The organism is Methylobacterium sp. 092160098-2, from assembly GCF_028920805.1.
In the GTDB taxonomy this organism is placed as follows: Bacteria; Pseudomonadota; Alphaproteobacteria; order Rhizobiales; family Beijerinckiaceae; genus Methylobacterium; species Methylobacterium fujisawaense.
This window is the reverse complement of the sequence record NZ_JAQPZJ010000003.1, coordinates 117,480-141,287: the sequence shown is the minus strand read 5'-3', so window position 1 is coordinate 141,287 and position 23,808 is coordinate 117,480. Positions and strand designations below refer to the sequence as shown.

Below are 23,808 nucleotides of genomic sequence, written 5' to 3'. Positions count from 1 at the left end.
CACCTGCGGCGCGGCATCGCCCCGGGGCAATCATCCAAGGCAGTCATCCGAGGCGGTCATCCGAGGCAGGCCCGGATCGCGTCGAACCCGTCGGTGAGCGCGGCCGGGCCGGGCTGCAGGATCAGCGGCGACTTGATCTCGTGGATGCGCCCGTCGCGCACGGCCGGGATCGCCGCCCAGCCGGGTCGGGACCGGATGCGGTCGACATTGACCCGCTTGCCGCACCACGAGGCGAGGATCACGTCGGGCGCGGCTTCGATCACCTGTTCGGGCGTGACGATCCGGTCCTGCGCGGCCGGCTGCCGGCTCAAGGCCGGGAACACGTCCCGGCCGCCCGCGAGGCCGATCAGATCCGAGACCCAGCCGATGCCGGAGATCATCGGCGCGTCCCATTCCTCGAAGTAGACGCGCAGGGTCGGCCGGTCCCGCACCGCCGCGGCGGCCTCCGCCAGCCGCGCCTCGAAGCCGGCCGCCAAAGCCTCGGCCCGTTCCGGAAGACCGACGAGAGCGCCGAGGGTGCGGACCATGGCAAGGCAGCCCGCCACGTCGCGCTGGTTGAACAGGTGCACCGCCACGCCTGCCCGGGCGAGGTCGGCGACGATGCCGGCCTGGAGGTCCGAGAAGGCCAGGACGAGGTCCGGCGCCAGCGCCAGGATCTTCGGGATGTCCGCGCTGGTGAAGGCCGAGACGCGCGGCTTCTCCTTCCGGACCCGGGGCGGGCGCACCGCGTAGCCCGAGACGCCGACGATCCGGTCCTCCGCACCCAGCAGGTACAGGGTCTCGACGGTCTCCTCGGTGAGGCAGACGATCCGCTCGGGCGGGAAGCGCCGCATCAGCGATGGAACCACGTGAGCAGCCCGGCCCCGGGGGCCAGCAGCACGAAGGCCCAGACCAGGGCGGAGGCGACGTTGGCCAGCTGGAACGGCAGCCGCGCCAGGCCGAGGATGCCGGCAAAAAGGGGCACCAGGGCCCGGGCCGGCCCGAAGAACCGCCCCAGCGCCACCGCGGCGATGCCCCAGCGCCCGATGAAGGCCTCGGCCTTGGCCATGAGCTCGGGGTAGCGCCGCAGCGGCCACTTGGTCTTGGCCCCCGGTCCGAGCCAGCGCCCGGCCTCGTAGGAGATCCAGTCGCCGAGCGCGGCGCCCACCGCCGCGGCGATCACCACCGGCCAGAACGGGATGTCGGCGCCGCCGACGAGGGCGCCGATGCCGACCAGGATCACGGTCGCCGGCACGAACAGCGACAGGACCGCGATCGATTCGCAGAAGGCGAGGCCGCCGGCGATGAACGGCGTCCAGGCCTTGTGCGCCTCCACGAAGGCGAGGGTCGTGGTGCGCAGCGCTTCGATGTCCATGGGGCTCTGAACGGGGCTCGGCGGGTGGGAGGAGGGTCGGTCCCATCTGAGGCGCGCGGGGGAGGGCGGCAAGGGATAGGGGTGCAGGCGGCGCGGGAACCGGCTAACCGTAGCGGGACAACGAGCGAGTCCCGCGTTGAACGTCCTGTCGATCCAGTCCCATGTCGCCTACGGCCATGTCGGCAACGCCTCGGCGGTGTTTCCGATGCAGCGGCTCGGGGTCGAGGTCTGGCCCGTGCATACGGTGCAGTTCTCCAACCACACCGGTTACGGCGCGTGGCGCGGCCCCGTCTTCGACGCGGCGATGATCCGCGAGGTGGTGCGCGGCATCGGCGAGCGCGGCGTGCTCTCGACCTGCGACGCGGTGCTGTCGGGCTACATGGGGTCGGCCGAGATCGGCGCCGCGATCCTGGAGGCGGTGGACGCCGTGCGGGCGGCGAACCCCCGAGCGCTCTACTGCTGCGACCCGGTGATCGGCGACGTCGAGGAGGGCGTCTACGTGCGGCCCGGCATCGAGGCGTTCCTGCGCGAGCGCGCGGTCCCGGCCGCCGACATCCTCACCCCCAACCAGTTCGAACTCGGCCTCCTCACCGGCCTGCCGAGCCGCACCCTGGCGGAGGCCGGAGCCGCGATCGCGGCGCTCCAGGCGCGGGGGCCGCGGGTGGTCCTGGTCACCTCGGCGCTCTGCGCCGACACGCCCGCCGACAGCATCGACCTGCTCGCGGGCGCGGAGGGACGGGTGTTCCGGGTCCGCACCCCGCGGCTCGCCATCGCGGTGAACGGGGCGGGGGACTGCATCGCGGCCCTGTTCCTGGTGCACTATGCCCGGACCGGCTCGGCCGAGGCGGCGCTCGGCGCGGCGGCGGCCTCGATCTACGGGCTGCTCAAGCGCACCGCCGAGGCAGGATCGCGGGAGATCCTGACGGTGGCCGCGCAGGAGGAATACGTGAACCCGAGCGCGCGGTTTCCGGTCGAGGCGGTGTGAGGGCACGCCCTTCGGCCGGGCCCGGCGAGAGCAAGAAGGATGGACACGATGGCGCGCCGCTTCGTCACCCTCGACGTGTTCACCGAGCAGAGGCTCGCCGGCAATCCGCTGGCCGTGGTGCTCGACGCGGAGGGGCTCGACACCGCCGCCATGCAGGCCATCGCGCAGGAATTCAACCTGTCGGAGACGGTGTTCGTCCTGCCGCCCACGGAGGCCCGGCACCGGGCGTCCTTGCGCATCTTCACCCCCGGCCGGGAGCTGCCCTTCGCCGGCCACCCGACGGTGGGCACCGCCGTGCTGCTGGCGCTGCAGGATCCGTCCCGGGGCGATGCCCGGGCCTTCGGCCTGGAGGAGCGGATCGGAATCGTCCCCTGCGTGGTCGAAACGCTGGCGGACGGCAGCGGCGGACGGGCGCGGTTCCGGCTGCCGATCCTGCCGGAATACCTCGGTCCCGGCCCCGAGCCCGCCTTGCTGGCCCCGCTCCTCGGCCTCAAGCCCGCCGACATCGGCACCGGCCGGCACGCGCCGAGCCGCCACGGCGTCGGGCCGAGCTTCACCTGCGTGCCCGTGGGCTCGGTGACGGCCCTCGACGCCGCCCGGCCGGCCCAGGCGCCCGACCCGAACGACGGGCTCTACCTCTACACACCCGACCCCGAGGGCACCGGCCAGAGCTGGCGGGTCCGCATGTTCGCGCCGAATTTCGGCGTCACGGAGGATCCCGCCACCGGCTCGGCGGCCTCCGCCTTCGCGGGGGTGCTGATGCAGTTCGAGGCCCTGGGCGACGGCACGCACGACGTGGTGATCCGCCAGGGTGAGGCGATGGGGCGGCCGAGCGACATCGCGCTCCAGCTCACCATCGAGGCGGGGGCCCTGCGGAGCGTCGAGATCGGCGGGGCCGCCGTGATCGTGGCCGACGGCACCCTGCATGTCTGACGGCTTCCGGATCACGCAGCTTGCCGCCGTGACGGCGCGGTTCGTGACCTACGACTGGGCCTTCCCCCGGGAGAATGCCGCCGCCATCGCGGCGCATTGGCAGACCCGGATCGCCCGCGCGCCCGGCATGTTCGACGGCACCGTCCTGCTGTGCTGCGACCACGCCGTCGCGGACCGGGCCGCCCGCCTCGACCTGTTCGCGACGCGCTACGCCACCTTCACCTACTACCGGGACACCCGGCACGCCGACGCCCGCATCGCAGACGCCCGCATCGCCAACGCCTTCGCGGCGATCGTGCCCTGGACCTCGGACGGCGCCGTCCTGCTCGGCGAGATGGGGGCCCGCACGGCCAATGCCGGCCAGCTCTATTTCCCCTGCGGCACTCCGGATCCGGACGACATACAGGGCGCGCGGGTCGATCTCGCCGGCAGCGCCGCCCGGGAACTCGCCGAGGAGACCGGCCTGGCGCTGCCGGACGAGGCCGAAACGGATTGGGTGCTGCTGGAGGGGGAGGGCCAGCTCGCGTTCCTGCGGCCGGTGCGCTTCCCGGAGACGGCCGCGCGGCTCGTGGCGCGGATCGCCGACCATCTCGGCGCCGAGGCCGAGCCGGAACTCGCCGGGATGCACGTCGTGCGGGGCCGCGACGACATCGATGCCGCGCGGATGCCGGGCTTCGTGCGGGCCTACCTGGCGTACGCGTTCCCGCCCGCCCGCTGACCGGCGCGGCGCGGTGAAAGACGTTCGTCTCCCCGCGGGGGCGGCCGGATGTCATCTCTGGCATCAATCGCGGGCAATACAGATTTTCGTTTCATTGACCGCCCTGGCGGCAAGCATAAGCTCGGCCTTCCACAGAACAGCCCCGCACAACGCGGGCAGCGGATCGCGGCAGGCCCCATGCTCATCGGATCTCACGCGCGTCCCGGCGTCCGCCGGTTCGCCGGCGCGCTGCTCGCCGCCGCACTGACGCTGGCCACAACGACGCTGGCCACGACGACGCTCACCGCGGTGGCCGCCCGCGCGGAGGAGGTCGTCCTGCGGGTCGGCGACCAGAAGGGCGGGAACCGGTCACTCCTCGAGAGCGCCGGCTCCGCGAAGGATCTGCCCTACCGGATCGAATGGTCGGAATTCCCCGCCGCCGCGCCGATCCTGGAGGCGCTCAACGCCGGCGCGCTCGATGTCGGCTACACCGGCGACCTCTCCTTCCTCACGGTCGTCGCGGCCGGGGCACCGATCAAGGCGATCGGCGGCACCAAGTCGGATCCGCGGACGCAGGCGATCCTGGTCCGCGCGGATTCGCCGATCCGCTCGGCCGCCGACCTCAAGGGGAAGCGACTCGCCGGCACCCGCGGCGGCTGGGGCCAGTTCCTGATCAGCGCGACGCTGGAGAAGGCCGGGATCGCGCCATCCGAGGCCACCTTCGCGCCGCTCAACCCGGTCGACGCCAAGGTCGCGCTGATGGCCGGCTCGGTGGATGCCTGGGCGGTCTGGGAGCCCTACGTCTCGTTCGCGACGCTCAGGGACAAGGCCCGGCCGATCGCGGATGGCGCGGGCCTCACGCCGACCATCACCTTCATCGTCGCCTCGGACAGCGCCATCGCCACCAAGCGGGCCGCCCTGCAGGACTTCCTGAGCCGCCTGGACAGGGCGCGGCTCTGGTCGCTGGACCATCTCGACGCCTACGCCCGGAACACGGCCGCGCTGACCAGGCTGCCGGAGGACGTCCTGCGCGCGGCCTACACGGCGCAGCGGACGCGGCCGATCGCGCTCGACGACGGTGTCGTGACGGAGGTCCAGGAGGCCTCGGACCGGGCGACGCGGTACGGGATCCTGTCGAGGACGCTGGACGTCGGGCGGGCCATGGACCGGAGCTTCACCGCCGCGGCCTCGAACTGAGCGCGGCGCGGTCGTGACGCGCCCGCGATTTTTGCGGCACCGCGGGAGCTTCGCTGTTTCCGGCACGTTCACCCGACGCTCCCCGCGGCGGCACGTGGCCGGGCGGGTCGCGTTCCGGAGTGTCCATGTCCTCTACTCGTCGTCCCGCATCGCAGTCCCGCGCGGCCCGCACGCGCATCCAGGAAGGCCAACCCTACCCCCTGGGCGCCACCTGGGACGGGCTCGGCGTCAACTTCGCCCTGTTTTCCGCCCACGCCACCAAGGTCGAACTCTGCCTGTTCGACGATGCCGGCGAGCAGGAGATCGAGCGGATCGAGCTGCCCGAGTACACGGACGAGATCTGGCACGGCTACCTGCCCGACGCCCGCCCCGGCACGATCTACGGCTACCGGGTCCACGGCCCCTACGAGCCGAAGGCCGGCCACCGGTTCAACCCCAACAAGCTGCTCATCGACCCCTACGCCAAGGGGCTCGTCGGCTCGATCACCTGGAACCCGGCCCTGTTCGGCTACAAGATGGAGACCGGCGACGACCTGACCTTCGACGAGCGGGACAGCGCCCCCTACACCCGCCGCTCCCGGGTGATCGACCCGGCCTTCACCTGGGGCCGGCACCAGAAGCCGCTGGTGCCCTGGGACAAGACCATCGTGTACGAGGCCCACGTCAAGGGCATGACCAAGCTCGACCCGCGGGTGCCGGAGAAGCTGCGCGGCACCTATGCCGGCCTCGGGACCCGGGACGTGCTCGACTACATCAAGAGCCTCGGCGTCACCTCGGTGGAGCTGCTGCCGGTCCATTCCTTCGTGCAGGACGACTACCTGCAGGAGAAGGGGCTGGTGAATTACTGGGGCTACAACACGATCTCGTTCTTCACCCCCGCCCGGCGCTACGCGGCGGTGCCGGACTTCGCCTTCTCCGAGTTCAAGGAGATGGTCTCGCGCTTCCACGGCGCCGGCCTCGAGGTGATCCTCGACGTGGTCTACAACCACACCGCCGAGGGCAACGAGAAGGGCCCGACCCTGTCGTTCAAGGGGGTCGACAACGCCTCCTATTACCGGCTCCTGCCCAACGAGCCGCGCTACTACATCAACGACACCGGCACCGGGAACACCTTCAACCTGTCGCATCCGCGGGTGCTGCAGCTCGTCACCGATTCCCTGCGCTACTGGGCGCAGGAGATGCAGGTGGACGGGTTCCGCTTCGATCTCGCCACGATCCTGGGCCGCGAGCCCTACGGGTTCGACGAGGGCGGCGGCTTCCTCGACACCTGCCGCCAGGATCCGGTGCTCAACAACGTCAAGCTCATCGCTGAGCCGTGGGATTGCGGCCCGGGGGGCTACCAGGTCGGCGGCTTCCCGCCCGGCTGGGCCGAGTGGAACGACCGGTTCCGCGACGACGTCCGCGCCTACTGGAAGGGCGATGGCGGGCTGCTGCCGGATCTGGCGGCGCGGATCGCGGGCTCGGCCGACAAGTTCAACAAGCGCGGGCGCAAGCCCTGGGCCTCGGTGAACTTCCTCACCGCCCATGACGGCTTCACCCTGCACGACACGGTCTCGTACAACGACAAGCACAACGACGCGAACGGCGAGGGCAACCGCGACGGCCACTCGCACAACCTCTCGTACAATTACGGGGTGGAGGGCCCCACCGACGACCCGGAGATCCGGGCGGTGCGCCTGCGCCAGATGCGCAACATGCTGGCGACGTTGTTCCTGTCCCGCGGCACGCCGATGCTGCTCGCCGGCGACGAGTTCGCCCGGACCCAGAACGGCAACAACAACGCCTACTGCCAGGACAACGAAGTCTCCTGGCTGGACTGGGATGCGATCGGCGACGAGGAGCGGGATCTCGCGGAGTTCACCCAGCGCCTGATCATCCTGCGCAACGCCCTGCCCATCCTGAGCCGCGGGCGGTTCCTCACCGGTCAGTACGACGAGGAGTTCGGCGTCAAGGACGTGACGTGGCTGCGGCCGGACGGAAGCGAGATGGCGGGCGAGAACTGGTCGGACGGCGAGGCCCGCGCCTTCGCGGTCCAGCTCGACGGGCGCGCCCAGGCCACCGGCCTGCACCGCCGCGGCGGGGACGCCACGCTGCTGATCATGTTCAACGCCTACCACGACCTCGTGACGTTCACGCTGCCCGAATCCGTGGGAGGCGTGGCCTGGACGCGGCTCCTCGATACGAACCTGCCCGACAGCCAGGACGTGGAGAGCTTCAAGTTCGGCTCCGGCTACGACGTGACCGGGCGCTCGCTCCTGATGTTCGTGCTGAAGCCCGAGGACAGCCCCGGGACGGAGGACAACGCCATGGAGCGCTCCTACCAGCACGTCATGCAGGCCTTCGAGCGGGCGAACGTGGAGCATGTCCGCTTCCACCTCGACGAGGCCGAGGGGTGAGGGACGCGGCCGGGCGGTTTTCGCATCGCCCGGCCGACTGCGCCTTGCGCCGGACGGCGCACCCGGCTAACAGCACGGCACCGCGCGGCCCTGGCCGCGTCCGGCGCGCCGCGTGCGCGCCCGGGCGCCCGGTTCGCGGACGGAGGGGTGGCCGAGTGGTTGAAGGCGCACGCCTGGAAAGTGTGTATACCGGAAACGGTATCGCGGGTTCGAATCCCGCTCCCTCCGCCACCACAAGCGCCGAAACGCGGTCTCTTCGAGCCTTCTGCGGCTGAGCGCCGACACGGCGGCTGTCGCGCGGTCGCGGACCGTCGAGTTCGGCCCCGACGTGGCGCCCCGGAGATGCGTGGCAGCACCGATCCGTCCGGCAGGCTTGCACCCCGCACTCCGATCACCCGGCCGACATCCCGAAACGACTTGGCCGGTCGGTGGACCGCGCGGGGCTCGCGGGTCTGGAGACGCGTCGAACCATCGGGCTTGGCCAGCAGCCGCATCGGCGCGCCTCCAACCGCAGCAGAGGCCGTCCAGCGCGCAGGGTTGCGCATCACGTCCTCGCGCGCATGCCCGGCAGAGACATCGCGGTAACCATTCAGGCGCATTGCCCGCTGCAGCAGCCGCCGGAGCCCTCATGCCCAGCCCCCGATCGACGATGCCCCGCCCGTTGACGGCGACGCCCCACACCCTGGAGACGACGGTTCTCGCCGATCGGATCAAGGCGCTCACGGTCTGGGATGCCGGCGCGGCGATGGCCCGAACCGCCAAGGCTGCGGATAGCGACCCGCCGGTGATCAGGCTGCCGCTGGCCGCCTAGCATCGACACGGCCCGTCTGCGCGGACCCGCCCGGCTCGCCGCGGCGGGCCTTGTCGTGCGCGCGGCGTCCAGCCGGGAAGGACGCATCATTTTCCGGCGCGGGCCGGATTATCGCCCCGCATCGGACGTCAACACTCCGACATGCCAAGTTTGGAAGCATTCTCAGATCCGCCGTTCGCCCGTCCCGCCGCCCGGGGACGCGCCCCGCGGATGCGCGCGAGCGGGCCACCGATCCGAGGCCTGCCGAGACGCGCCGAGAGCAAACCGCGGAACCGGGCATGACATCCGAAATTGTTTGATGCATCGTTCAATATAATCTGCACGCCTGCGCAGATTTTTTCCCTTGCATCGAAGAATTTTTCTGTCAGAAACGCGAAGCTTATCTGATCAATTCGGGGTCTATACATGCGTATGCTTGCACTCGGCGCCGTCCTCGCCGTCGTCATGCCCCTCGCGGCGCAGGCCCAGGAGGCCGGGGATGCGGCCGCCGGCGAGAAGGCGTTCGCTCCCTGCAAGGCGTGCCACAATTTCCAGAAGAACGGCGTGGGTCCTGACCTGAAGGGTGTCGTCGGCCGCAAGGCGGGCACCTACGAGGGCTACAACTACTCCGCCGCCCTGAAGAATTCCGGCATCACCTGGGACGAGGCCAACCTGCACGAGTGGCTGAAGAACCCGAAGGCGAAGGTCCCGGGCAACAAGATGATCTTCCAGGGCATCACGGACGACAAGAAGATCAACGACGTCATCGCCTATCTGAAGACCCAGTCGTAAGGCCGATCCGCCTTCGGAGCGGCGACACGAGCGATCGGCGCTCTGGATTCACTGATTTCACCCCGTCCGGCCGAGCCGGACGGGGGTTTATTCGTCACTCTACAGTATTGAAGAAATAATTTGCCGGATTTGTCATCGCGAGAGCTTCACATCGCGAGCAATGATGGTATTCTAAAACCAGTCGCCCGACGTAACGCACCGGGCGTCCTCAACCTTCAGCCCCGCCGGCACCCGCCGCGTGGGGCTTTTTCGTGGCTCAGCGTCCGCTGCCGGAGGACAAGCTCGACCCGACGCTTCCGGAGAGCTGGCTCGGCGTTCCCAGCTGGGTGCCGTTCGGATTGGTGTCCAGGCTGAGATCGGGCGACACGAGGCCGCCGGGCGCGGGGTTCGTCGACTGGGCCGGCTCGAAGGCCTGCCGGGCGCCGGCGAGCGGAATGATGACCCGGTCCGGTCGGATCGTGGTCTCGCAGAGCCCCTGGCAGATCGGAATCGTGAGGTCCGTCTCCTGGCAGATCGCCTTCATCTCGCCCCGGACGCACGTGCAGCGGCACAGCGCCGAGGCCGGGACGGGCAGGGCCAGCAGGGCGGCGGCGAGCATGATCGTGCGCATGATGATCGACCTCAGGGCCCGCGACAGGGCGATCGGGGCTCATAGCACGTTGCGCCCCGGAGCCCGAACGCGCCGGCACCACCGGCATCCCGCGTCGCAGCGAAGCCGGGCGAGGCTGACGCGGTCCTGAACCGCCCCGGGGAATCAGGAGACCGGCGCGCCGGTCTCCCGGATGATGCGGACGGGCCGAAAGGCGCGCGCGGACACCTCGGCCTCGACCCAGGCGCGGGCCGCGTCGGCCGCGGGATGATCGGCGAAGGCGGCCGGGCGCGGCGGCCATTCCGATCCGGACTGGACGACGTAGCCGCGCATGCCCGCGGCGCACGGGCCGACATAGCCGAAGACCTTGCCGGTGCCGTCCACGAGGTCGGTGCAGTGGACCGGCCCCTCGGTCCAGCGGAGGTCAGGCATCGTCTCGCCTCATGCGCGCCCCGGGCTCGATCGGTCTCTGCCCGTCGGTCAGGTGGTCTTGGTGCGCCGCGACCGGCCGGCGACGCGCCGCGCGGGCCGAAGCGAGTCGACGCGGGCCCGGGCCGCCCCTATACGCGCCCGGCGGCCGGACCGTCATCGGCGCCTTCCGAGCCCGCAGAGGGATCCGGCGTGGCGGACAGCTCGGCAGACAGCGTGGCGATCGTCGGCCTGGGCTATGTCGGGCTCCCGCTCGCCCTGGCGTTCGGCCGGGCGCGGATCACGATCGGCTACGAGCGCGCCGCCGACAAGGTGGCGGCCTACCGGGCCGGACACGACCCGGCGGGAGAGATCGACGCGGCGGCGTTCCGGGCGGCCGGGCACCTCGCGATCACCGACGACCCGGCCGCCCTGAGCGCGGCGGACGTGATCATCGTCACGGTCCCGACCCCGGTGGACGCGGCCCAGAGCCCCGATTTCACCCTGCTGATCCGGGCCTCGGACCTCGTCGGGCGGCACATGCGGCCGGGCGCGACCGTGGTGTTCGAATCCACCGTCTATCCCGGCGCCACCGAAGAGGTCTGCATCCCCGTCCTCGAGCAATCCTCCGGCCTGCGCTGGAAGACGGATTTCTTCGTCGGCTACTCGCCGGAGCGGATCAATCCGGGCGACCGGGAGCACAGCCTCGCCAAGGTGGTGAAGATCGTCGCCGGCGACACGCCCGCGACGCTGGAGCGGCTGAAGGCCCTCTACGGGTCGATCATCGAGGCGGGCCTCCACGCCGCCTCGTCCATCCGGGTGGCCGAGGCCGCCAAGGTCATCGAGAACACCCAGCGCGACCTGAACATCGCGCTCATGAACGAGCTGTCGCTGATCTTCGACAAGCTCGACCTCGACACGCAGGAGGTCCTCGCGGCGGCGGGGACCAAGTGGAACTTCCTGCCGTTCCGCCCCGGGCTGGTCGGCGGCCACTGCATCGGCGTGGACCCGTACTACCTCACCCACAAGGCCGCGATGATCGGCCATCATCCCCACGTGATCCTGGCGGGGCGCCGGATCAACGACAGCATGGCCGCCCACGTGGCGCGCAGCACGGTGAAGCGGATCGTCCGGCGCGGCGGCCATGCCGGGCGGGCGCGGGTCATCGTCCTCGGCCTGACCTTCAAGGAGAACTGCGCGGACCTGCGCAACTCGAAGGTCGCCGACCTCGTGCGGGAGCTGGAGGAATTCGGCTGCGCCGTGTCGGTCCACGATCCCCGCGCCGGATCGGCGGAGGCCCGGGCCGAGTATGGCATCACCCTCGTCGACTGGGCCGACCTGCCCGCCGACGCGGACGCGGCCGTGATCGCGGTCCCGCACCGGGATTATGCCCGGCTCGGGCCGGAGGCGATCGCCGCCCGGGTGAAGCCCGGCGGCCTGATCGTGGACGTGAAGGCGCTGTACGAGCGCGCGGCGTTCGCACGGCTGGGCTACGAGGTCTGGCGGCTGTGACCGTTGCCGGGCCGCCGGCAAGCATTGCGATCATCCGGACGACGAGGGGACAAGCCATGGACGAGACCGGCCACGATCACCGGCAGCCCGCGCCCGGCGACCTGGCGGCGCTCGCGGAGCGCCACGCCCGCTACCCCGACGCGCAGATCCGCGCCCTCCTGAACACCACGCGCACGATCGCGCTGGTCGGGGCCTCGGCGAACCCGGCGCGCCCGAGCTGGATCGTCCTGAAATACCTGCTCGACCGCGGCTACGCGGTGACGCCGGTCAATCCCGGCCTCGCCGGCCAGGACCTGCTCGGGCGCCGGGTGGCGGCCTCCCTGGCCGAGGTCCAGGCCAGCCTGGGCGACCGGCCGATCGACATGGTCGAGATCTTCCGCAATTCCGCCGCCGCCGGGCCGCTGGTCGACGAGGCGCTGGCGCTCAGCCCGCCGCCGAAGGTGATCTGGATGCAGCTCGGCGTGCGCGACGACGCGGCCGCCGCCCGGGCCGAGGCGCGCGGCCTCACGGTGATCATGAACCGCTGCCCCAAGATCGAGTACGGCCGGCTCTCGGGCGAGATCGGCTGGACCGGCGTGAATTCCCGGATCCTCAGCGCCCGGAAACCGGTGCTGGCGGCCAAGGGCGTCCAGAAGCTGACCATCGCGGAGCGGGGCCGGCGGGGCGACTGAATCCGATCCTCATACGGTCCGAGACAGCGCCCCGTGGCCAGCGCCCCATTCGCAGCGCCGCGTCCGATCGCGTTGCGACGGTCTGGAAGGAAGGCGATTCCGTTCGAGACATCCGCGCCATCCTCCCTCTCCCGTTCGGGAGAGGGTTGGGGTGAGGGACACGACGCTTCGCGGTCGAGCGCACCATCACGGCTCGGGCAGGCGAGCCTCGTCCGGACGAACCTGATCCCTCACCCTGTCCCTCTGCCGCACGGGAGATGGGACCCGCGCATCGCGTGGAACGGGCCCGGTTATCGCCCCCGCCTCAGCGCGATCGGGAACGATTCCCGCCGGATCGGGTCAGCCCACCCCACACCCTGATTCCGAGGCGTGAGCGCAGCGAGCCTTGAAGGAGGCCTCCGCCGCTCTCCGGCCCCTCACGATGCGGCGGTGACGGGGAGAGCCGAGCCGGCCCTCCGCGGTCCCGTGCCCGCTTTGATGTGGTATTCTGATACCTTAACCGCCAAGCCGCTCTGATTGCTCGCCTTTTCGCGATTTCCGATTTCGCTGTTGACCCGGCATCCGGGCCCGTCTATGCACTGGCCACCGCCGCCGCGTGTGCCCCACGCGGCGGCTCGTTTTTCGGCACCCCGATGTTCTCGGATCCCGACGCGTCGGGGCCCTGGTCCGTCGGAACCCCTGGGATTTGGCTATGAAGACCACCTCGCTGAAGCCCGCCGAGGTCGACAAGAAGTGGATCGTGATCGACGCGGAGGGCCTCGTCGTCGGCCGCCTCGCGTCGATCGTGGCGATGCGCCTGCGCGGCAAGCACAAGGCCGCCTACACGCCCCACGTCGATTGCGGCGACCATGTCATCGTCGTCAACGCGGACAAGGTGAAGTTCACCGGCCGCAAGTACGTCCAGAAGCGCTACTACTACCACACCGGCTATCCGGGCGGGATCAAGGAGCGCACGGCCAAGTTCATCCTCGAGGGGCGCTTCCCCGAGCGCGTGGTGGAGAAGGCCGTCGAGCGCATGCTGCCCCGCGGCCCGCTCTTCCGTCAGATCCTCGGCAACCTCCGCGTCTACAAGGGCTCCGAGCACCCGCATGAGGCCCAGCAGCCGCAGGCGCTCGACGTCGGCGCCCTCAACCGCAAGAACGTGAGCGCTTGATCATGGCGACCCTGCAGTCCCTCGCCGACCTCAACCGGTCGAACACCGGCGCGGTCGATCCGGCCAACGAAGCGCCCATCCACGTCCAGAAGCTGGACGCCCAGGGCCGGGCCTATGCCACCGGCAAGCGTAAGGACGCGGTCGCCCGCGTCTGGATCAAGCCCGGCAACGGCACGGTCACGGTCAACAAGCGCCCGGTGGAGACCTACTTCGCCCGTCCGGTGCTGCGCATGATCCTGCGCCAGCCGCTGGAGATCGCCGGTCGCGTCGACCAGTACGACATCACCGTCACGGTGGCGGGCGGCGGCCTCTCCGGTCAGGCCGGCGCGGTGCGCCACGGCCTGTCGAAGGCCCTGACCTACTACGAGCCGGAGCTGCGTGCCCCGCTGAAGCGCGAAGGCTTCCTCACCCGCGACGCCCGCGTGGTCGAGCGTAAGAAGTACGGCCGCAAGAAGGCCCGCCGCAGCTTCCAGTTCTCCAAGCGCTGATATCCGGTCACACCGGTGTCACGGAGAGGGCGGTTCCTGCGGGAGCCGCCCTTTCGCGTTTCGGGGCTGCGGCGCGGCCGTTGACAGGCTGTCGCACCGCGCTCACCAGTTTCCCGGCCGCGATGGCCGACTCGGGCGGCACTGCCTTTCGGAGAGAGCGAGACGGACGATGGCTGGCGACGGCGTACAGAAGCCCACCGTGTTCATCGACGGCGAGGCCGGCACCACCGGCCTCGGCATCCGCGAGCGCCTGGAGCGCGACGGGCGGGTCGCCCTGCGCAGCATCGCGCCGGAGCACCGCAAGGATCCGGAAGCCAAGCGGGCGCTGCTCGCCGAGGTCGACCTCGTGGTGCTCTGCCTGCCGGACGAGGCCGCCAAGGAGACCGTGGCGCTCGCCGACAGCCTGCCCGGCGGCGGCCCGCGCGTCCTCGATGCCAGCACGGCCCATCGGGTCGCGGAGGGCTGGACCTACGGCTTCCCCGAGCTGACCCGGGAGCAGGGGGCCGCGGTGGCCCGCGCCCGGCGGGTGGCCAATCCCGGCTGCTACCCGACCGGCGGCGTCGCGCTCCTGCGCCCGCTCGTGGAAGGCGGCCTGATCCCGGCCGATCACCCGATCAGCATCAACGCGGTCAGCGGCTACAGCGGCGGCGGCAAGAGCATGATCGAGGCCTACGCGCAGGGCACGGCGCCGCCGTTCCAGCTCTACGGCCTCGGCTTCGCCCACAAGCACCTGCCGGAGCTGCAGCGCTACAGCGGGCTGACCCGCCGGCCGATCTTCGTGCCGGCCGTGGGCAACTTCCGGCAGGGCATGCTGGTGAGCGTGCCGCTCCATCTCGACGCGCTGCCGGGCCGGCCGGCGGCCGCCGACCTGGAGGCCGCCCTGCGCGACTGGTACGCCGGTCAGCCGCTGGTGCAGGTCGTGCCGGGCGCCGCCACCGGCGCGCACCGCGAGAAGATCGAGCCGGAGGACCTCAACGACACCGACCGGCTGGAGCTGCGGGTGTTCGGCTCGTCCGAGCACGGGCAGGCGGTGCTGGTGGCCCGGCTCGACAATCTCGGCAAGGGCGCCTCCGGGGCGGCCGTGCAGAATCTCGGGCTGATGCTCGGGCTCGACGGCTAGCCGGCGGCAGCAGACGCATCAGCCCCGGCTTTGCGCGCGGAGCGAAGGAATCGAGGGCCGCGCGCCGTTTGGCGGCGTGCCGCGTCCCGTTCGAGTCGCGCCGCGCGCAAGACGTCGAGGACCGTGTCGGGCTCCGCGTGAGCACGACGCGGCAACGCGAGCCTCAGGCCCTCCTCGACAGAGGGGACGCCGCCGGCGAAGAGAAGGCCGTGAGGCAAGGCCCTCGAACCGCTCCCTTCGCACCGCGAGAGGCGATGAACGGCGACCTGATCGATGTGGCGTTCGGCCGGCCCTGGCGCAGCAGGGACGCTGCGGCGGACGAGACCGCCCTGCCGCGCGGCACCCTGGGCTTGCAGGTCGATCTCGGCTTTCGATGCCCGATTCGACGCGTCGAGATCGGAACCGCTTGTGCCGCGCGGCCGAGCCTCGCCCTGTCCGATGACGGACAGGTCTGGCGCACGCCCGACCTCGACGCCTCCCAGAGCGGGGCGGAGGCCGCGGCCCTGATCCTCGGAGCCGGGGAGGGCGCCTGGGCGCGGCATGTCCGCGTCACCCTGGACGCGCCCGCCGGAAGCGGCCTGCCTGCGGTGCAGGTCCTGTGCGCGCAGGCCGATTTCGACCTCATCGTCCTGCGGCGCGTGCTGGACGTGCCCTTCGACATGGCCGACGAGCGGCCCGGCGCGAACCCTTACGTCTCCTACCGCCTCGTCAGCGCCGAGCGGCCGCGTTCGCGCGCCCTGGTGGGGCTGGCGCTCTACGAATGCGGCGCTTTCGGCAACTGCCTGATCCAGTTGCTGCTCGCCATCGGCATCGCCCGCAACCTGAACCTGAAATACATCAAGCTCCCGGCCGCAGACCGCAGCGAAGTGATCGGGCTGAGCGGCCCGCTGACCTGCGGCGGGATCACCTTCATCCCCGGCTCCGCGCCCCTGCCGGACGACGGCGCCTTCCTGTCGGGGATGTATTTCGATCTCGGGATCCAGCAGCTCGCCGGCCCCCTCGGCCCCGCCGAGACCCGGGACATCGTCCGAACCTGCATCCGGCCGCTGTTCAGCCGGCTGCCGCCGACCATCCCCGCCAAGCCCGACGACGCGCTGCTGATCCACATCCGCTCGGGGGACATCTTCAGCACCTGGGTGGCGCCGACCTACCCGCAGCCGCCGCTCGCCTTCTACCAGATGGTCATCCGGCGGCTCCTGTCGGAGGGCCGCATCCGTCGGATCAAGATGGTGTTCGAGAACCGGCTCAACCCGGTGATCCCGGTTCTGGAAGCCTGGATCGCGGATCTCGGCGTCCCCCTGACGACGCAGAGCGGCACCCTCGTCGACGACGTCGCCGCGCTGATGAACGGGCGCTACCTCGTCTTCGGGCTCGGCACCTTCGGACCGGGCGTCTGCCAGCTCTCCGAGCATGTCGAGCAGGTCTTCTACTTCGCCTCCGGCTGGCCGCAGCACTTCAAGAGCATCCCGACCATCGGGCGCGTCGTCGAGGTGCTGGACGTGGCCGGCGCCTACACGAAGGTGGGCGAATGGGACAACTCCCCCGAGCGGCGGGCCCTGATGCTCGACTACCCGACCGAGAACCTCGCCTTCGACGACGCCTGATCCCGCCGGGACCGCCTTGCCGAAGCCGGCAAAACCGGTGACAAGCGCCCGGCTCATCCGTCGGAGGACAGATTTGGCCAGCGCTGACCAGCCATCGGAAGCCCTGCGCGTCAACGCCTTCGACATGCACCGCGCCGAGGTCTTGATGCTGCAGCGGCGTCGGCTCCGGCCGCGCCATGCCACCCTGGTCAGCTTCGCCGCCAAGTATCACTACGTCGAGAGCCAGCGCCGGCTGGTCGCGGCGGCCGCCGCCACGGGCGATTTCGACACGATCGAGAGCTGGTCCCCCGACCGGCTGCGCGAGACGCCGTTCTACCGCGCGCACCGGGGGATCCTCGACCGGTCCCGGGGCGCCGGGAACTGGGCCTGGAAGCCCTACGTCATCGCCGAGGCGCTGGCGCAGCGCCGCGACGGCGACTTCATCGTCTTCAGCGACACCGGCATGCAGGCGGTGGGCGACGATCCGCTGCCGCCGGTGGCGCCGCTGCTCACGTGGCTCGACGGCTCGGAGCGCCGGGTCGCGGTGGGTGTGCTCCACGGACGGCCGCAGCGGGCCTGGACCAAGCGCGACTGCTTCGTGCTGATGGACTGCGACGCGGAACGCTACTGGGAGGCCGACCAGATCCAGGCCTCCTGGATCGCCTTCATGGTGAGCCCCGCCACCCGCCACCTCGTCGCCGAATGGCTGCGCTACGCGGGCGATCCGCGCATCGTCACCGACAGCCCCAACGCGATGGGCCTGCCGGATCTCGACGGCTTCATCGACCACCGCTTCGACCAGAGCATCCTGTCGAACCTGATCTACAAGCTCGACCTGGAGATCCCGCCGCTGCGGCAACCGTCTAAGCAGATCCGGACCCTGATCGAGGAGCTGGAGACGGACACGCTGGTGACGGCGCGTCCCTCGGAGAACATCGCGCTGGGCAAGACCTGGCGGGCGAGCTCCGCCTCTGCCTGGTCGGGGACGACCGGCACCTACGGGGAGCGCACCACCGGCGACCCGTCCTTCTTCTTTCACACCGGGCTCGACCGGAACCCCTGGTTCGTCCTCGATCTCGGCGCGGTCGAGCGGGTCTCGGAGATCCGGATCTACAATCGCTGGGGGCAGCTCAGCGAACGGGCGCAATTCATGCGCGTCTGGCTGGGCGAGACCGAGACCGATTACCGTCTCGTCTTCGATGCCGTGGACGCCCATTGCCATCCGGGCCTGCCCCTCCACCTGCGGTTCGACAATGCCCGGTTCCGCTACCTGAAGATCGATCTCGACGAGGAGCAGTACCTGCACCTCGACGGGGTCGAGATCTTCGCGGCGCGCTGAGACGACAGAGCCATCAGTCCCGCATGAGCGCCCCGGCACAGGACAAACCGCTGTTTCCGTTCGGGCCGATCCTGTTCTTCGGCGATTCGGTGACGGCGGACCTGACGGCCGAGACGCCGCCGCTCTTCTCCGGCCCTCAGACGGTCGCGCGGGGGATCGGCGGGCAGTCGACCCGGGACATGGTGCGGCGGCTTCGCTCCGACATCGCGCTTTACGGCGCGCGGGGCCTCCACCTCATCGGCGGCCGCGACGATATCCTGAACCGCGATCGGGTGCCGTCGCTGGACCGCATCGTGGCCGATATCGCGGCCATGCTGCAGGACGCACGCGACCTCTACGTGCGGACCTGGGTCGGCTCGATCCCGCCGGTGGATCCGGACGCGCCGGGCGCGGCCGGATTACCGGTCTCGCTCATCGGGGACGTCAACGCGTGGCTGCGCGACCACGTGGGGACCTACGGGGCGCAGTTCATCGACTACGACGCCGTCCTGGCCACCGAGACGGGCGCGCTGAGGCCTGGATTCAGCGACGACGGACTCCGGCTCAACGCCGCCGGCTATGCGGCGCTCCGGGACGCGATGATGGCGGCCCTGACGGCCCCGGGTGTCGAGCAGATCTGGGCGCCGCCGGAGAGCGAGGACGCCGTACGCCGGCGCAAGTTCCTGCACCATTTCGGCTATCTCGACTCGAACACGCGCTATCCGAGCCCGTTCATCCAGTTTGCCGGCAAACCGGGTGCCAGCCATTACGGCGTGCCGTTCGACGCCGACGGCTTCCTCAACGCCGCCCCCATCGTGGAGCGCAAGCCGCAAGGCGAGACCCGGATCCTGGTCGTCGGCGATTCGACCACCATCGACGGCGGCGACATCGCCAACACCCTTCCCGGCCGCCTCGAACGGATCCTGCGGGCGGAGGGGCTCGACAGCGCGAAGGTCTACAATTTCGGGGTCATGTCGAGCTGCCTCACGCAGATGACGCACCTGATCTGGTCGCGTCTCGTGACCTACGCTCCCGACGCGATCCTCGTGCTCAGCGGCAGCACCGACCTGTTCCAGCCCTGGACCTACGATCCCCGGCCGGGCCATCCCTACAACGCCTTCATCACCCAGCGGCTCTACGACCATTTCTTCGACACGCACGATCCCCGGGCCCGCGAGGACGGCCTGTCCTACGAGGCGCTGATCACGCTGATCTACGAGGAGCTGAAGCGGCTGCGCGCCGAGGTGGGCTGGCAGAGCCCCGGCTGGGAGGATGCCATCATCCACCATTACGCGCTCGCGGCCCACCGGCTGACCAAGCTGTCGCACGACCACCAGGTGCCGATCGTCAGCGTCCTGCAGCCGACGATCCTGCGCAAGCGGCACCTCACCGAAGCGGAGCGCGGCGTCGCCTCGGGGGCGTTCCTGGCCTATCTCGACCGGCAATACGCCAAGCTGGAGGCCTTCACCGCGCAGCTCGCCGCGCGGCGCCCTTACCGGCGCACCTTCACGGCCCTCGACCTCAGCGGGATTTTTCGCGACCGGGAGGAGGGGACCTTCTACGACATCGTCCACTACGACGATCCCGCCCGCGAGATCGTCGCGACGCGGCTGGCTGTCGAAGTGCGGCGGCTGCTCGCGCAACCCCGCTCCCCCATGGCGCGGGTCCGCCGCTTCCTGACGGGCGGCCGCAGGCGATAGGGCCGCCGCGGCTCCGTCTCAGCCGGCGCTCAGCCGTCGAGCGGATGACGGAGAGCCCGGTTCCCGGAGCCGGCAAACGAGGCCCCGCCCCCGTCGCGGCGGCAACCGGGCATCGTCGAAATCTGCACACCGAAGAACATGCCACCGGCTTCCGGGCCCCGGTCGTCGGCAGGGCGGCCAGCCCTCCGAGGCCGGCAACTTCTGGATGCCGTATCTCAATTTTTTTCGCCCATTCGGAGAGTGTTTACGTTTTGCTGAGGATGGTCGATCTTCTCTAGGTTGTCGCAGTCCGAGAGGAAATCGTTCCGATGATCAGCTCCGAGGATCGGGCGGCCAAGTTCGAGCGCTTCAGACATATCCTTGAGGAGCCGTGGCACCAGTCGAAGGCAGGAACATTTCCGCTCTTCACCACCGATCGCTCCTACGATCTCGAGACTTACCAGAGCGAGAGCCAGGGCAATCTCCCCGAAATCTTCACGCACTTCGTCGAAGTCCAGCCGGACAAGCTGTTTATGGACCTCGGATGCGGATATCGAGGCGACATCCTTTTCCACAATGTTCTGAATGTGGAAGTCTACCCGAGCCGCTCGGCAGATCTCGTCGTCGATCCGACCCGCCCGTACCCGATCCGATCCGAGACTCTGGATGGCATCGGCTGCTTCGCCGTCCTCGAACACACCCGACAGCCTTGGGTTGTCGTCCGGGAGATGCGGCGCATGCTGCGCAAGGGTGGGACGGTCTTCATCGACTGGCCCTTCCTGCAACCCGTTCACGGCTACCCGAGCCACTATTTCAACGCGACGCGGGAGGGGCTCAAGACCATCTTCGAGGACGAAGGGTTCGAGGTCGAGCTGTGCGACACGTTCGTCAACCAGACGGTCGCCTACACGGTCTCCTGGGTGCTGGGCGCCTTGAACCACCATCTGCCCGCCGAGATCCGGCCGGAACTGCTCAACATGACGGTCGGAGAGCTGATGGCCCTCGACGTTCAAGGGGAGCAGTGGCGCAGGTGGCTTGAGGCCTTGCCCGCATCCGCCCGGGAGGAGCTGGCCTGCGGAAACTCCCTGGTGGCCAAGAAGGCAGCCTGAGCGAAGAAGGCAGCCTGAGCGAGAAGGCAGCCTGAGGCGGCCGGACCGCCGTCGGCTCGGGGGACGGGCTTTACCCCTGTTGACCCGACCGCTTGACCCGGTGGGTGAAGATCACCGAGAGCCAGGGCACCACCGTGTGCTCGACCTCGATCGAGATCAGCACCTCGAGGTGGAGGGCGTAGGGTAGGGTGAAGCGGAAGCCGCAGCGGGCCTCCTCCATGGTGGTGGGGATGTCGCCGAGCACCGCCGCGATCACGTCCGGCCGGTGGACGTCCACGGGGATGCGCTGGACCTCGCCGTCCACCTCCACGACCAGGGTCGCCTTGGCGCGGCTCGCCGACACGACCCAGCCGGCCAGCACCACCTGCCCGTCCTGGATCTCGGCCCAGACCCGATCCTGCGGGGCTTCGAGGTTGGCGCGGGCGAAGGAATCCGGCAATTCGCCGTCGAGCTCGGCCACGGTGCAGCCGACCTCGTACTTCTCGAAGCCGCGCCCCTCGCCGAAGATCCCGGCGAATTCCTTCTGGTACTGGGCGATCCGGGCGTTCTTCATGTCCTCCGGCAGGCCCGACCACTGGCCCTTGGCCTGAACCGTGTAGACCGAGAGCAATTCGCGCAGGAACGCGATGCGCCCCTTGTCGGCGACGTAGAGGTTCATCAGCCAGTCGGCGGCCGACGCGTTCTCGTAATAGGCCTCCGGCACCCGGCGCAGGGCCTCGGCGCGGTAGAAGCAGCAGGAGAAATTGGCGGTGAGCGGCGAATTGGCCAGCACCGGGAAGCTGATCGTACCGGTCGGGTAGCGGCCCTGCTCGTCGTGCGGCAGGTAGGAGCCGGTGGCCGGGTAGTGGAGCAGCACCCAGTTGAAGCACATGTCGAGGCTGCGGTCGTTGCGCAGCATGCGCATCTGCATGGCGACCTTGCGGTCGGACAGCCAGTAGTCGTCCGCCTCGCAGAAGGCGACGTAGCGGCCCGTGCAGGCCGAGAGGCAATCCTGCATGTTGCGCAGCATGCCGAGGTTCTGAGGCCGGGGCCGCACTTCGATCCGCTCCGGGTCGCGCGCCCGGTAGGTTTCGACGATTCCCGCCGTCCCGTCGGTCGACTTGTCGTCGCCGATCACCACCTGCATCCGGAACAGGCCGCGCTGCCGCAGGATCGCGTCGAGGCAGCGGCCGATATCGGCCGCATGGTTGTAGGCCGTCACGATGACGCTGACGGTGAGCTGCTCCAAGAGCCACGCGCGCAGGGCCTCCGGCTCGCCGGAGAGGTCGTCCGGCGCGTCGAGGCCCATATCGCCCAGGGCGTCCCGGGCGATGTCGGGATTGGCCTCGATCAGCCGTCCGAGGCTCGGGACGTCCTCCTCGTCGAGATAGGCCTCGGCCAGCCGGCGGAAGATCGATTTCTGCGCGGCCTCGTAGCCTGCCGCGTAGCGGCCGCCGAAATGGCCGCGCAGCTTGCGGAAGAACGCGATCTCGGAATTGCCGAGCTTCTTGTGACGGGCGAGTTCGGTGGCGTAGGTCGCCCACATCCCGGCGGCGTGCTTGCGGTAGACCGCCATCACCTCCGGCAGGAAGCCGATGCGCCCGACCTCGGCATGCATCAGGTGGACGTACCAGTCGCCCGGGGCGATGCCCTCGTCGAACGCGAACGCTTCGGCACCGTGGTAGCGCCAGCGATAGAGCACGCTGTTGGTCTGGACGAAGTTGTGGGCCACGAGGTCGGACAGCGACGGCTGCGGGCTGCACTGCTTCGGGTACAGCTCCTCGACCCCCGGCATGTCCTCGTAGACCACCCGCACCCGATGGAAGCAGAGGGTGAATTCCGGGCGTGCCCGCAGGAAGTCGACCTGGCGCTGGAGCTTGCGCGGGTCGGTCCAGTAATCGTCGCCTTCGCAGATCGCCACGAACTCGCCGCGGCAGCGTTCCGTGAGGTCGGCGAAGTTCCTGTTCGGGCCGAGGTTCTCGCTGCGCAGGACCGCCACGAGGTTGGGATGGCGCGCGGCGTACTCGGCGACGATCTCGGCGGTCCCGTCGGTGGAGCGGTCGTCGCCGACCAGCAGCTCGAAGGGGAAGTCCGTGGCCTGACCGAGGATGCTGTCCAGGGTCTGCCGGATGAAGGCCGCCTGGTTGTAGGTGATGCACAGGACCGAGACGACCGGCCGGTTCCAGGCTGGTGCGGGCTGGGTCTCGGCGCGAGCCCGGATCCAGGCCGCGAAGGGATTGACGAAGCTGCCGTCGAAGGTCTCGTCCGGCCGCGCGGTGAAGTCGGCCCGGGGCCGGCGCCCGAGCCGGGCACCGTACTTCACGTAATGTTCGAGGGGCGACAGGTCGGTGAGACCCACGTCGGGATAGCACGTCGCGTAGCCGATATGGTCGAATAGGCCGCTGGCGTAGATCGTCGCGAAATCGTCCTGCCACGGCTCGAGCGCCGGCGCGGCCTCTCCTGCACCGTCCTGCATCGATCAGATCCCTCGAACGCGCGTCAGCGGGCCGCTTCCCCAGACCGGACCCTCAGAGGGTGCTGGGGAGGCGCCCTTCCTCGGAGCCGTGGTTGTAATAGTGTTGCGTCGGATCGGCGCCGGCATTCGCGACGTCGTCGTTGCACGCGAGGTAGTACTGGCGGTCGAACAACCCGGAGGTTTCGAGCCATCCGAGCATCGTCGCCTCGGGTACGACGGGGGCACGATCGGGCGTGGCAGCGGCAGCCTCGCGGTAGAGATGCGCGAACCGGGCGATCCGGGCGGCCACCTCCTTGGCGGCGGGCCTGCGGACCGAGGAAGCGACGACGCTCGACTGCTCACCGGGGCGCCGGCGCTGGAGGTCGGCCTCGGCCAGACGCACCAGACGGGCGAGTTCGCCCTGGGCCTCCTTGAGCCGTGCCTGGGTCTCGGCGAGCTCGGCCCGCAGCGCTTCCACGTCCTCGCTCAAAGTTAGCTCCGTCTCAGTCACGGGGCCCGACGGGTCTCGGGCACGCAGCCATCAGAGGATTCGGCCGGAGGCCGGCGCGACGGGAGTGCCCCAGTCGGGTTGCGGCCGGC

22 protein-coding genes and 1 tRNA gene are annotated in these 23,808 nt (G+C 70.1%); 17 read left to right on the top strand and 6 right to left on the bottom strand.

Features of this window, described 5'->3' with window-relative positions:
• Positions 1-56: 56 nt before the first annotated feature.
• Positions 57-833, bottom strand: a complete 777-nt coding sequence (locus PQI07_RS32920; protein ID WP_075379839.1) for a cobalamin-binding protein — start codon at positions 831-833, stop codon at positions 57-59.
• Complete coding sequence (locus PQI07_RS32915) at positions 833-1,354, bottom strand: DedA family protein (RefSeq protein ID WP_043347771.1); 522 nt, start codon at positions 1,352-1,354, stop codon at positions 833-835. Before PQI07_RS32915 ends, PQI07_RS32920 begins: the two co-directional genes overlap by 1 nt.
• Positions 1,355-1,490: 136 nt before the next feature.
• Between PQI07_RS32915 and pdxY the strand changes: the two genes are divergently transcribed.
• The 8 genes from pdxY (at position 1,491) to PQI07_RS32875 (ending at position 9,144) form a co-directional block, all read left to right on the top strand.
• Complete coding sequence (pdxY, locus tag PQI07_RS32910) at positions 1,491-2,339, top strand: pyridoxal kinase PdxY (RefSeq protein ID WP_043756227.1); 849 nt, start codon at positions 1,491-1,493, stop codon at positions 2,337-2,339.
• A gap of 48 nt (positions 2,340-2,387) precedes the next feature.
• Positions 2,388-3,272 (top strand): PhzF family phenazine biosynthesis protein, encoded by an 885-nt coding sequence (locus tag PQI07_RS32905; protein WP_274928993.1) that lies wholly within the window; start codon positions 2,388-2,390, stop codon positions 3,270-3,272.
• The gene (locus tag PQI07_RS32900; protein WP_274928992.1) at positions 3,265-3,990 is read left to right on the top strand and encodes an NUDIX hydrolase; all 726 of its coding nucleotides are present in this window, start codon (positions 3,265-3,267) and stop codon (positions 3,988-3,990) included. Before PQI07_RS32905 ends, PQI07_RS32900 begins: the two co-directional genes overlap by 8 nt.
• Positions 3,991-4,167: 177 nt before the next feature.
• Entirely contained in the window at positions 4,168-5,166 is a 999-nt protein-coding gene (locus PQI07_RS32895; protein WP_274928991.1) for an ABC transporter substrate-binding protein, read from the top strand.
• Positions 5,167-5,291: 125 nt separating this feature from the next.
• On the top strand, positions 5,292-7,562 hold the full coding sequence (glgX, locus tag PQI07_RS32890; RefSeq protein WP_043347763.1) for a glycogen debranching protein GlgX: 2,271 nt from the start codon (positions 5,292-5,294) through the stop codon (positions 7,560-7,562).
• A 141-nt stretch (positions 7,563-7,703) separates the two neighbouring features.
• A tRNA-Ser gene (locus tag PQI07_RS32885) sits at positions 7,704-7,793 on the top strand.
• 418 nt (positions 7,794-8,211) lie between these two features.
• The gene (locus PQI07_RS32880) at positions 8,212-8,373 is read left to right on the top strand and encodes a hypothetical protein (RefSeq protein ID WP_274928990.1); all 162 of its coding nucleotides are present in this window, start codon (positions 8,212-8,214) and stop codon (positions 8,371-8,373) included.
• A gap of 405 nt (positions 8,374-8,778) precedes the next feature.
• A complete protein-coding gene (locus PQI07_RS32875) occupies positions 8,779-9,144 on the top strand; it encodes a c-type cytochrome (protein WP_043357149.1) in 366 nt (121 codons plus the stop codon).
• Between the two features lie 256 nt (positions 9,145-9,400).
• On the opposite strand, the gene PQI07_RS32870 is transcribed toward PQI07_RS32875, so the two are convergent.
• Both PQI07_RS32870 and PQI07_RS32865 read right to left on the bottom strand, forming a co-directional pair.
• Positions 9,401-9,754: a hypothetical protein gene (locus tag PQI07_RS32870; RefSeq protein WP_236952880.1), complete on the bottom strand. Its 354-nt coding sequence runs from the start codon at positions 9,752-9,754 to the stop codon at positions 9,401-9,403.
• A 144-nt stretch (positions 9,755-9,898) separates the two neighbouring features.
• Positions 9,899-10,165, bottom strand: a complete 267-nt coding sequence (locus PQI07_RS32865; RefSeq protein WP_043356855.1) for a hypothetical protein — start codon at positions 10,163-10,165, stop codon at positions 9,899-9,901.
• Between the two features lie 189 nt (positions 10,166-10,354).
• Between PQI07_RS32865 and PQI07_RS32860 the strand changes: the two genes are divergently transcribed.
• The 9 genes from PQI07_RS32860 to PQI07_RS32820 all read left to right on the top strand — a co-directional run bounded on the left by PQI07_RS32860 (position 10,355) and on the right by PQI07_RS32820 (position 20,774).
• The gene (locus PQI07_RS32860; RefSeq protein WP_052083562.1) at positions 10,355-11,653 is read left to right on the top strand and encodes a nucleotide sugar dehydrogenase; all 1,299 of its coding nucleotides are present in this window, start codon (positions 10,355-10,357) and stop codon (positions 11,651-11,653) included.
• Between the two features lie 56 nt (positions 11,654-11,709).
• Positions 11,710-12,324: a CoA-binding protein gene (locus tag PQI07_RS32855; RefSeq protein WP_051045094.1), complete on the top strand. Its 615-nt coding sequence runs from the start codon at positions 11,710-11,712 to the stop codon at positions 12,322-12,324.
• 691 nt (positions 12,325-13,015) lie between these two features.
• On the top strand, positions 13,016-13,477 hold the full coding sequence (gene rplM / locus PQI07_RS32850; protein ID WP_043356851.1) for a 50S ribosomal protein L13: 462 nt from the start codon (positions 13,016-13,018) through the stop codon (positions 13,475-13,477).
• A gap of 2 nt (positions 13,478-13,479) precedes the next feature.
• Entirely contained in the window at positions 13,480-13,965 is a 486-nt protein-coding gene (gene rpsI, locus PQI07_RS32845; RefSeq protein ID WP_043356850.1) for a 30S ribosomal protein S9, read from the top strand.
• A 169-nt stretch (positions 13,966-14,134) separates the two neighbouring features.
• The gene (gene argC / locus PQI07_RS32840; RefSeq protein WP_274928989.1) at positions 14,135-15,085 is read left to right on the top strand and encodes an N-acetyl-gamma-glutamyl-phosphate reductase; all 951 of its coding nucleotides are present in this window, start codon (positions 14,135-14,137) and stop codon (positions 15,083-15,085) included.
• A gap of 254 nt (positions 15,086-15,339) precedes the next feature.
• Entirely contained in the window at positions 15,340-16,689 is a 1,350-nt protein-coding gene (locus PQI07_RS32835; RefSeq protein WP_274928988.1) for a coagulation factor 5 8 type domain-containing protein, read from the top strand.
• Positions 16,690-16,762: 73 nt separating this feature from the next.
• Entirely contained in the window at positions 16,763-18,007 is a 1,245-nt protein-coding gene (locus PQI07_RS32830; RefSeq protein WP_274928987.1) for a discoidin/SUN/FTP domain-containing protein, read from the top strand.
• 23 nt (positions 18,008-18,030) lie between these two features.
• Positions 18,031-19,686, top strand: coding sequence for an SGNH/GDSL hydrolase family protein (locus PQI07_RS32825; protein WP_182593076.1), 1,656 nt, complete (start codon positions 18,031-18,033; stop codon positions 19,684-19,686).
• Positions 19,687-19,994: 308 nt separating this feature from the next.
• Entirely contained in the window at positions 19,995-20,774 is a 780-nt protein-coding gene (locus PQI07_RS32820) for a class I SAM-dependent methyltransferase (protein WP_274928986.1), read from the top strand.
• Between the two features lie 70 nt (positions 20,775-20,844).
• On the opposite strand, the gene PQI07_RS32815 is transcribed toward PQI07_RS32820, so the two are convergent.
• Positions 20,845-23,229, bottom strand: a complete 2,385-nt coding sequence (locus PQI07_RS32815; RefSeq protein WP_274928985.1) for a glycosyltransferase family 2 protein — start codon at positions 23,227-23,229, stop codon at positions 20,845-20,847.
• Positions 23,230-23,281: 52 nt separating this feature from the next.
• The gene (locus tag PQI07_RS32810; protein ID WP_075379855.1) at positions 23,282-23,698 is read right to left on the bottom strand and encodes a hypothetical protein; all 417 of its coding nucleotides are present in this window, start codon (positions 23,696-23,698) and stop codon (positions 23,282-23,284) included.
• Positions 23,699-23,808: the final 110 nt, after the last annotated feature.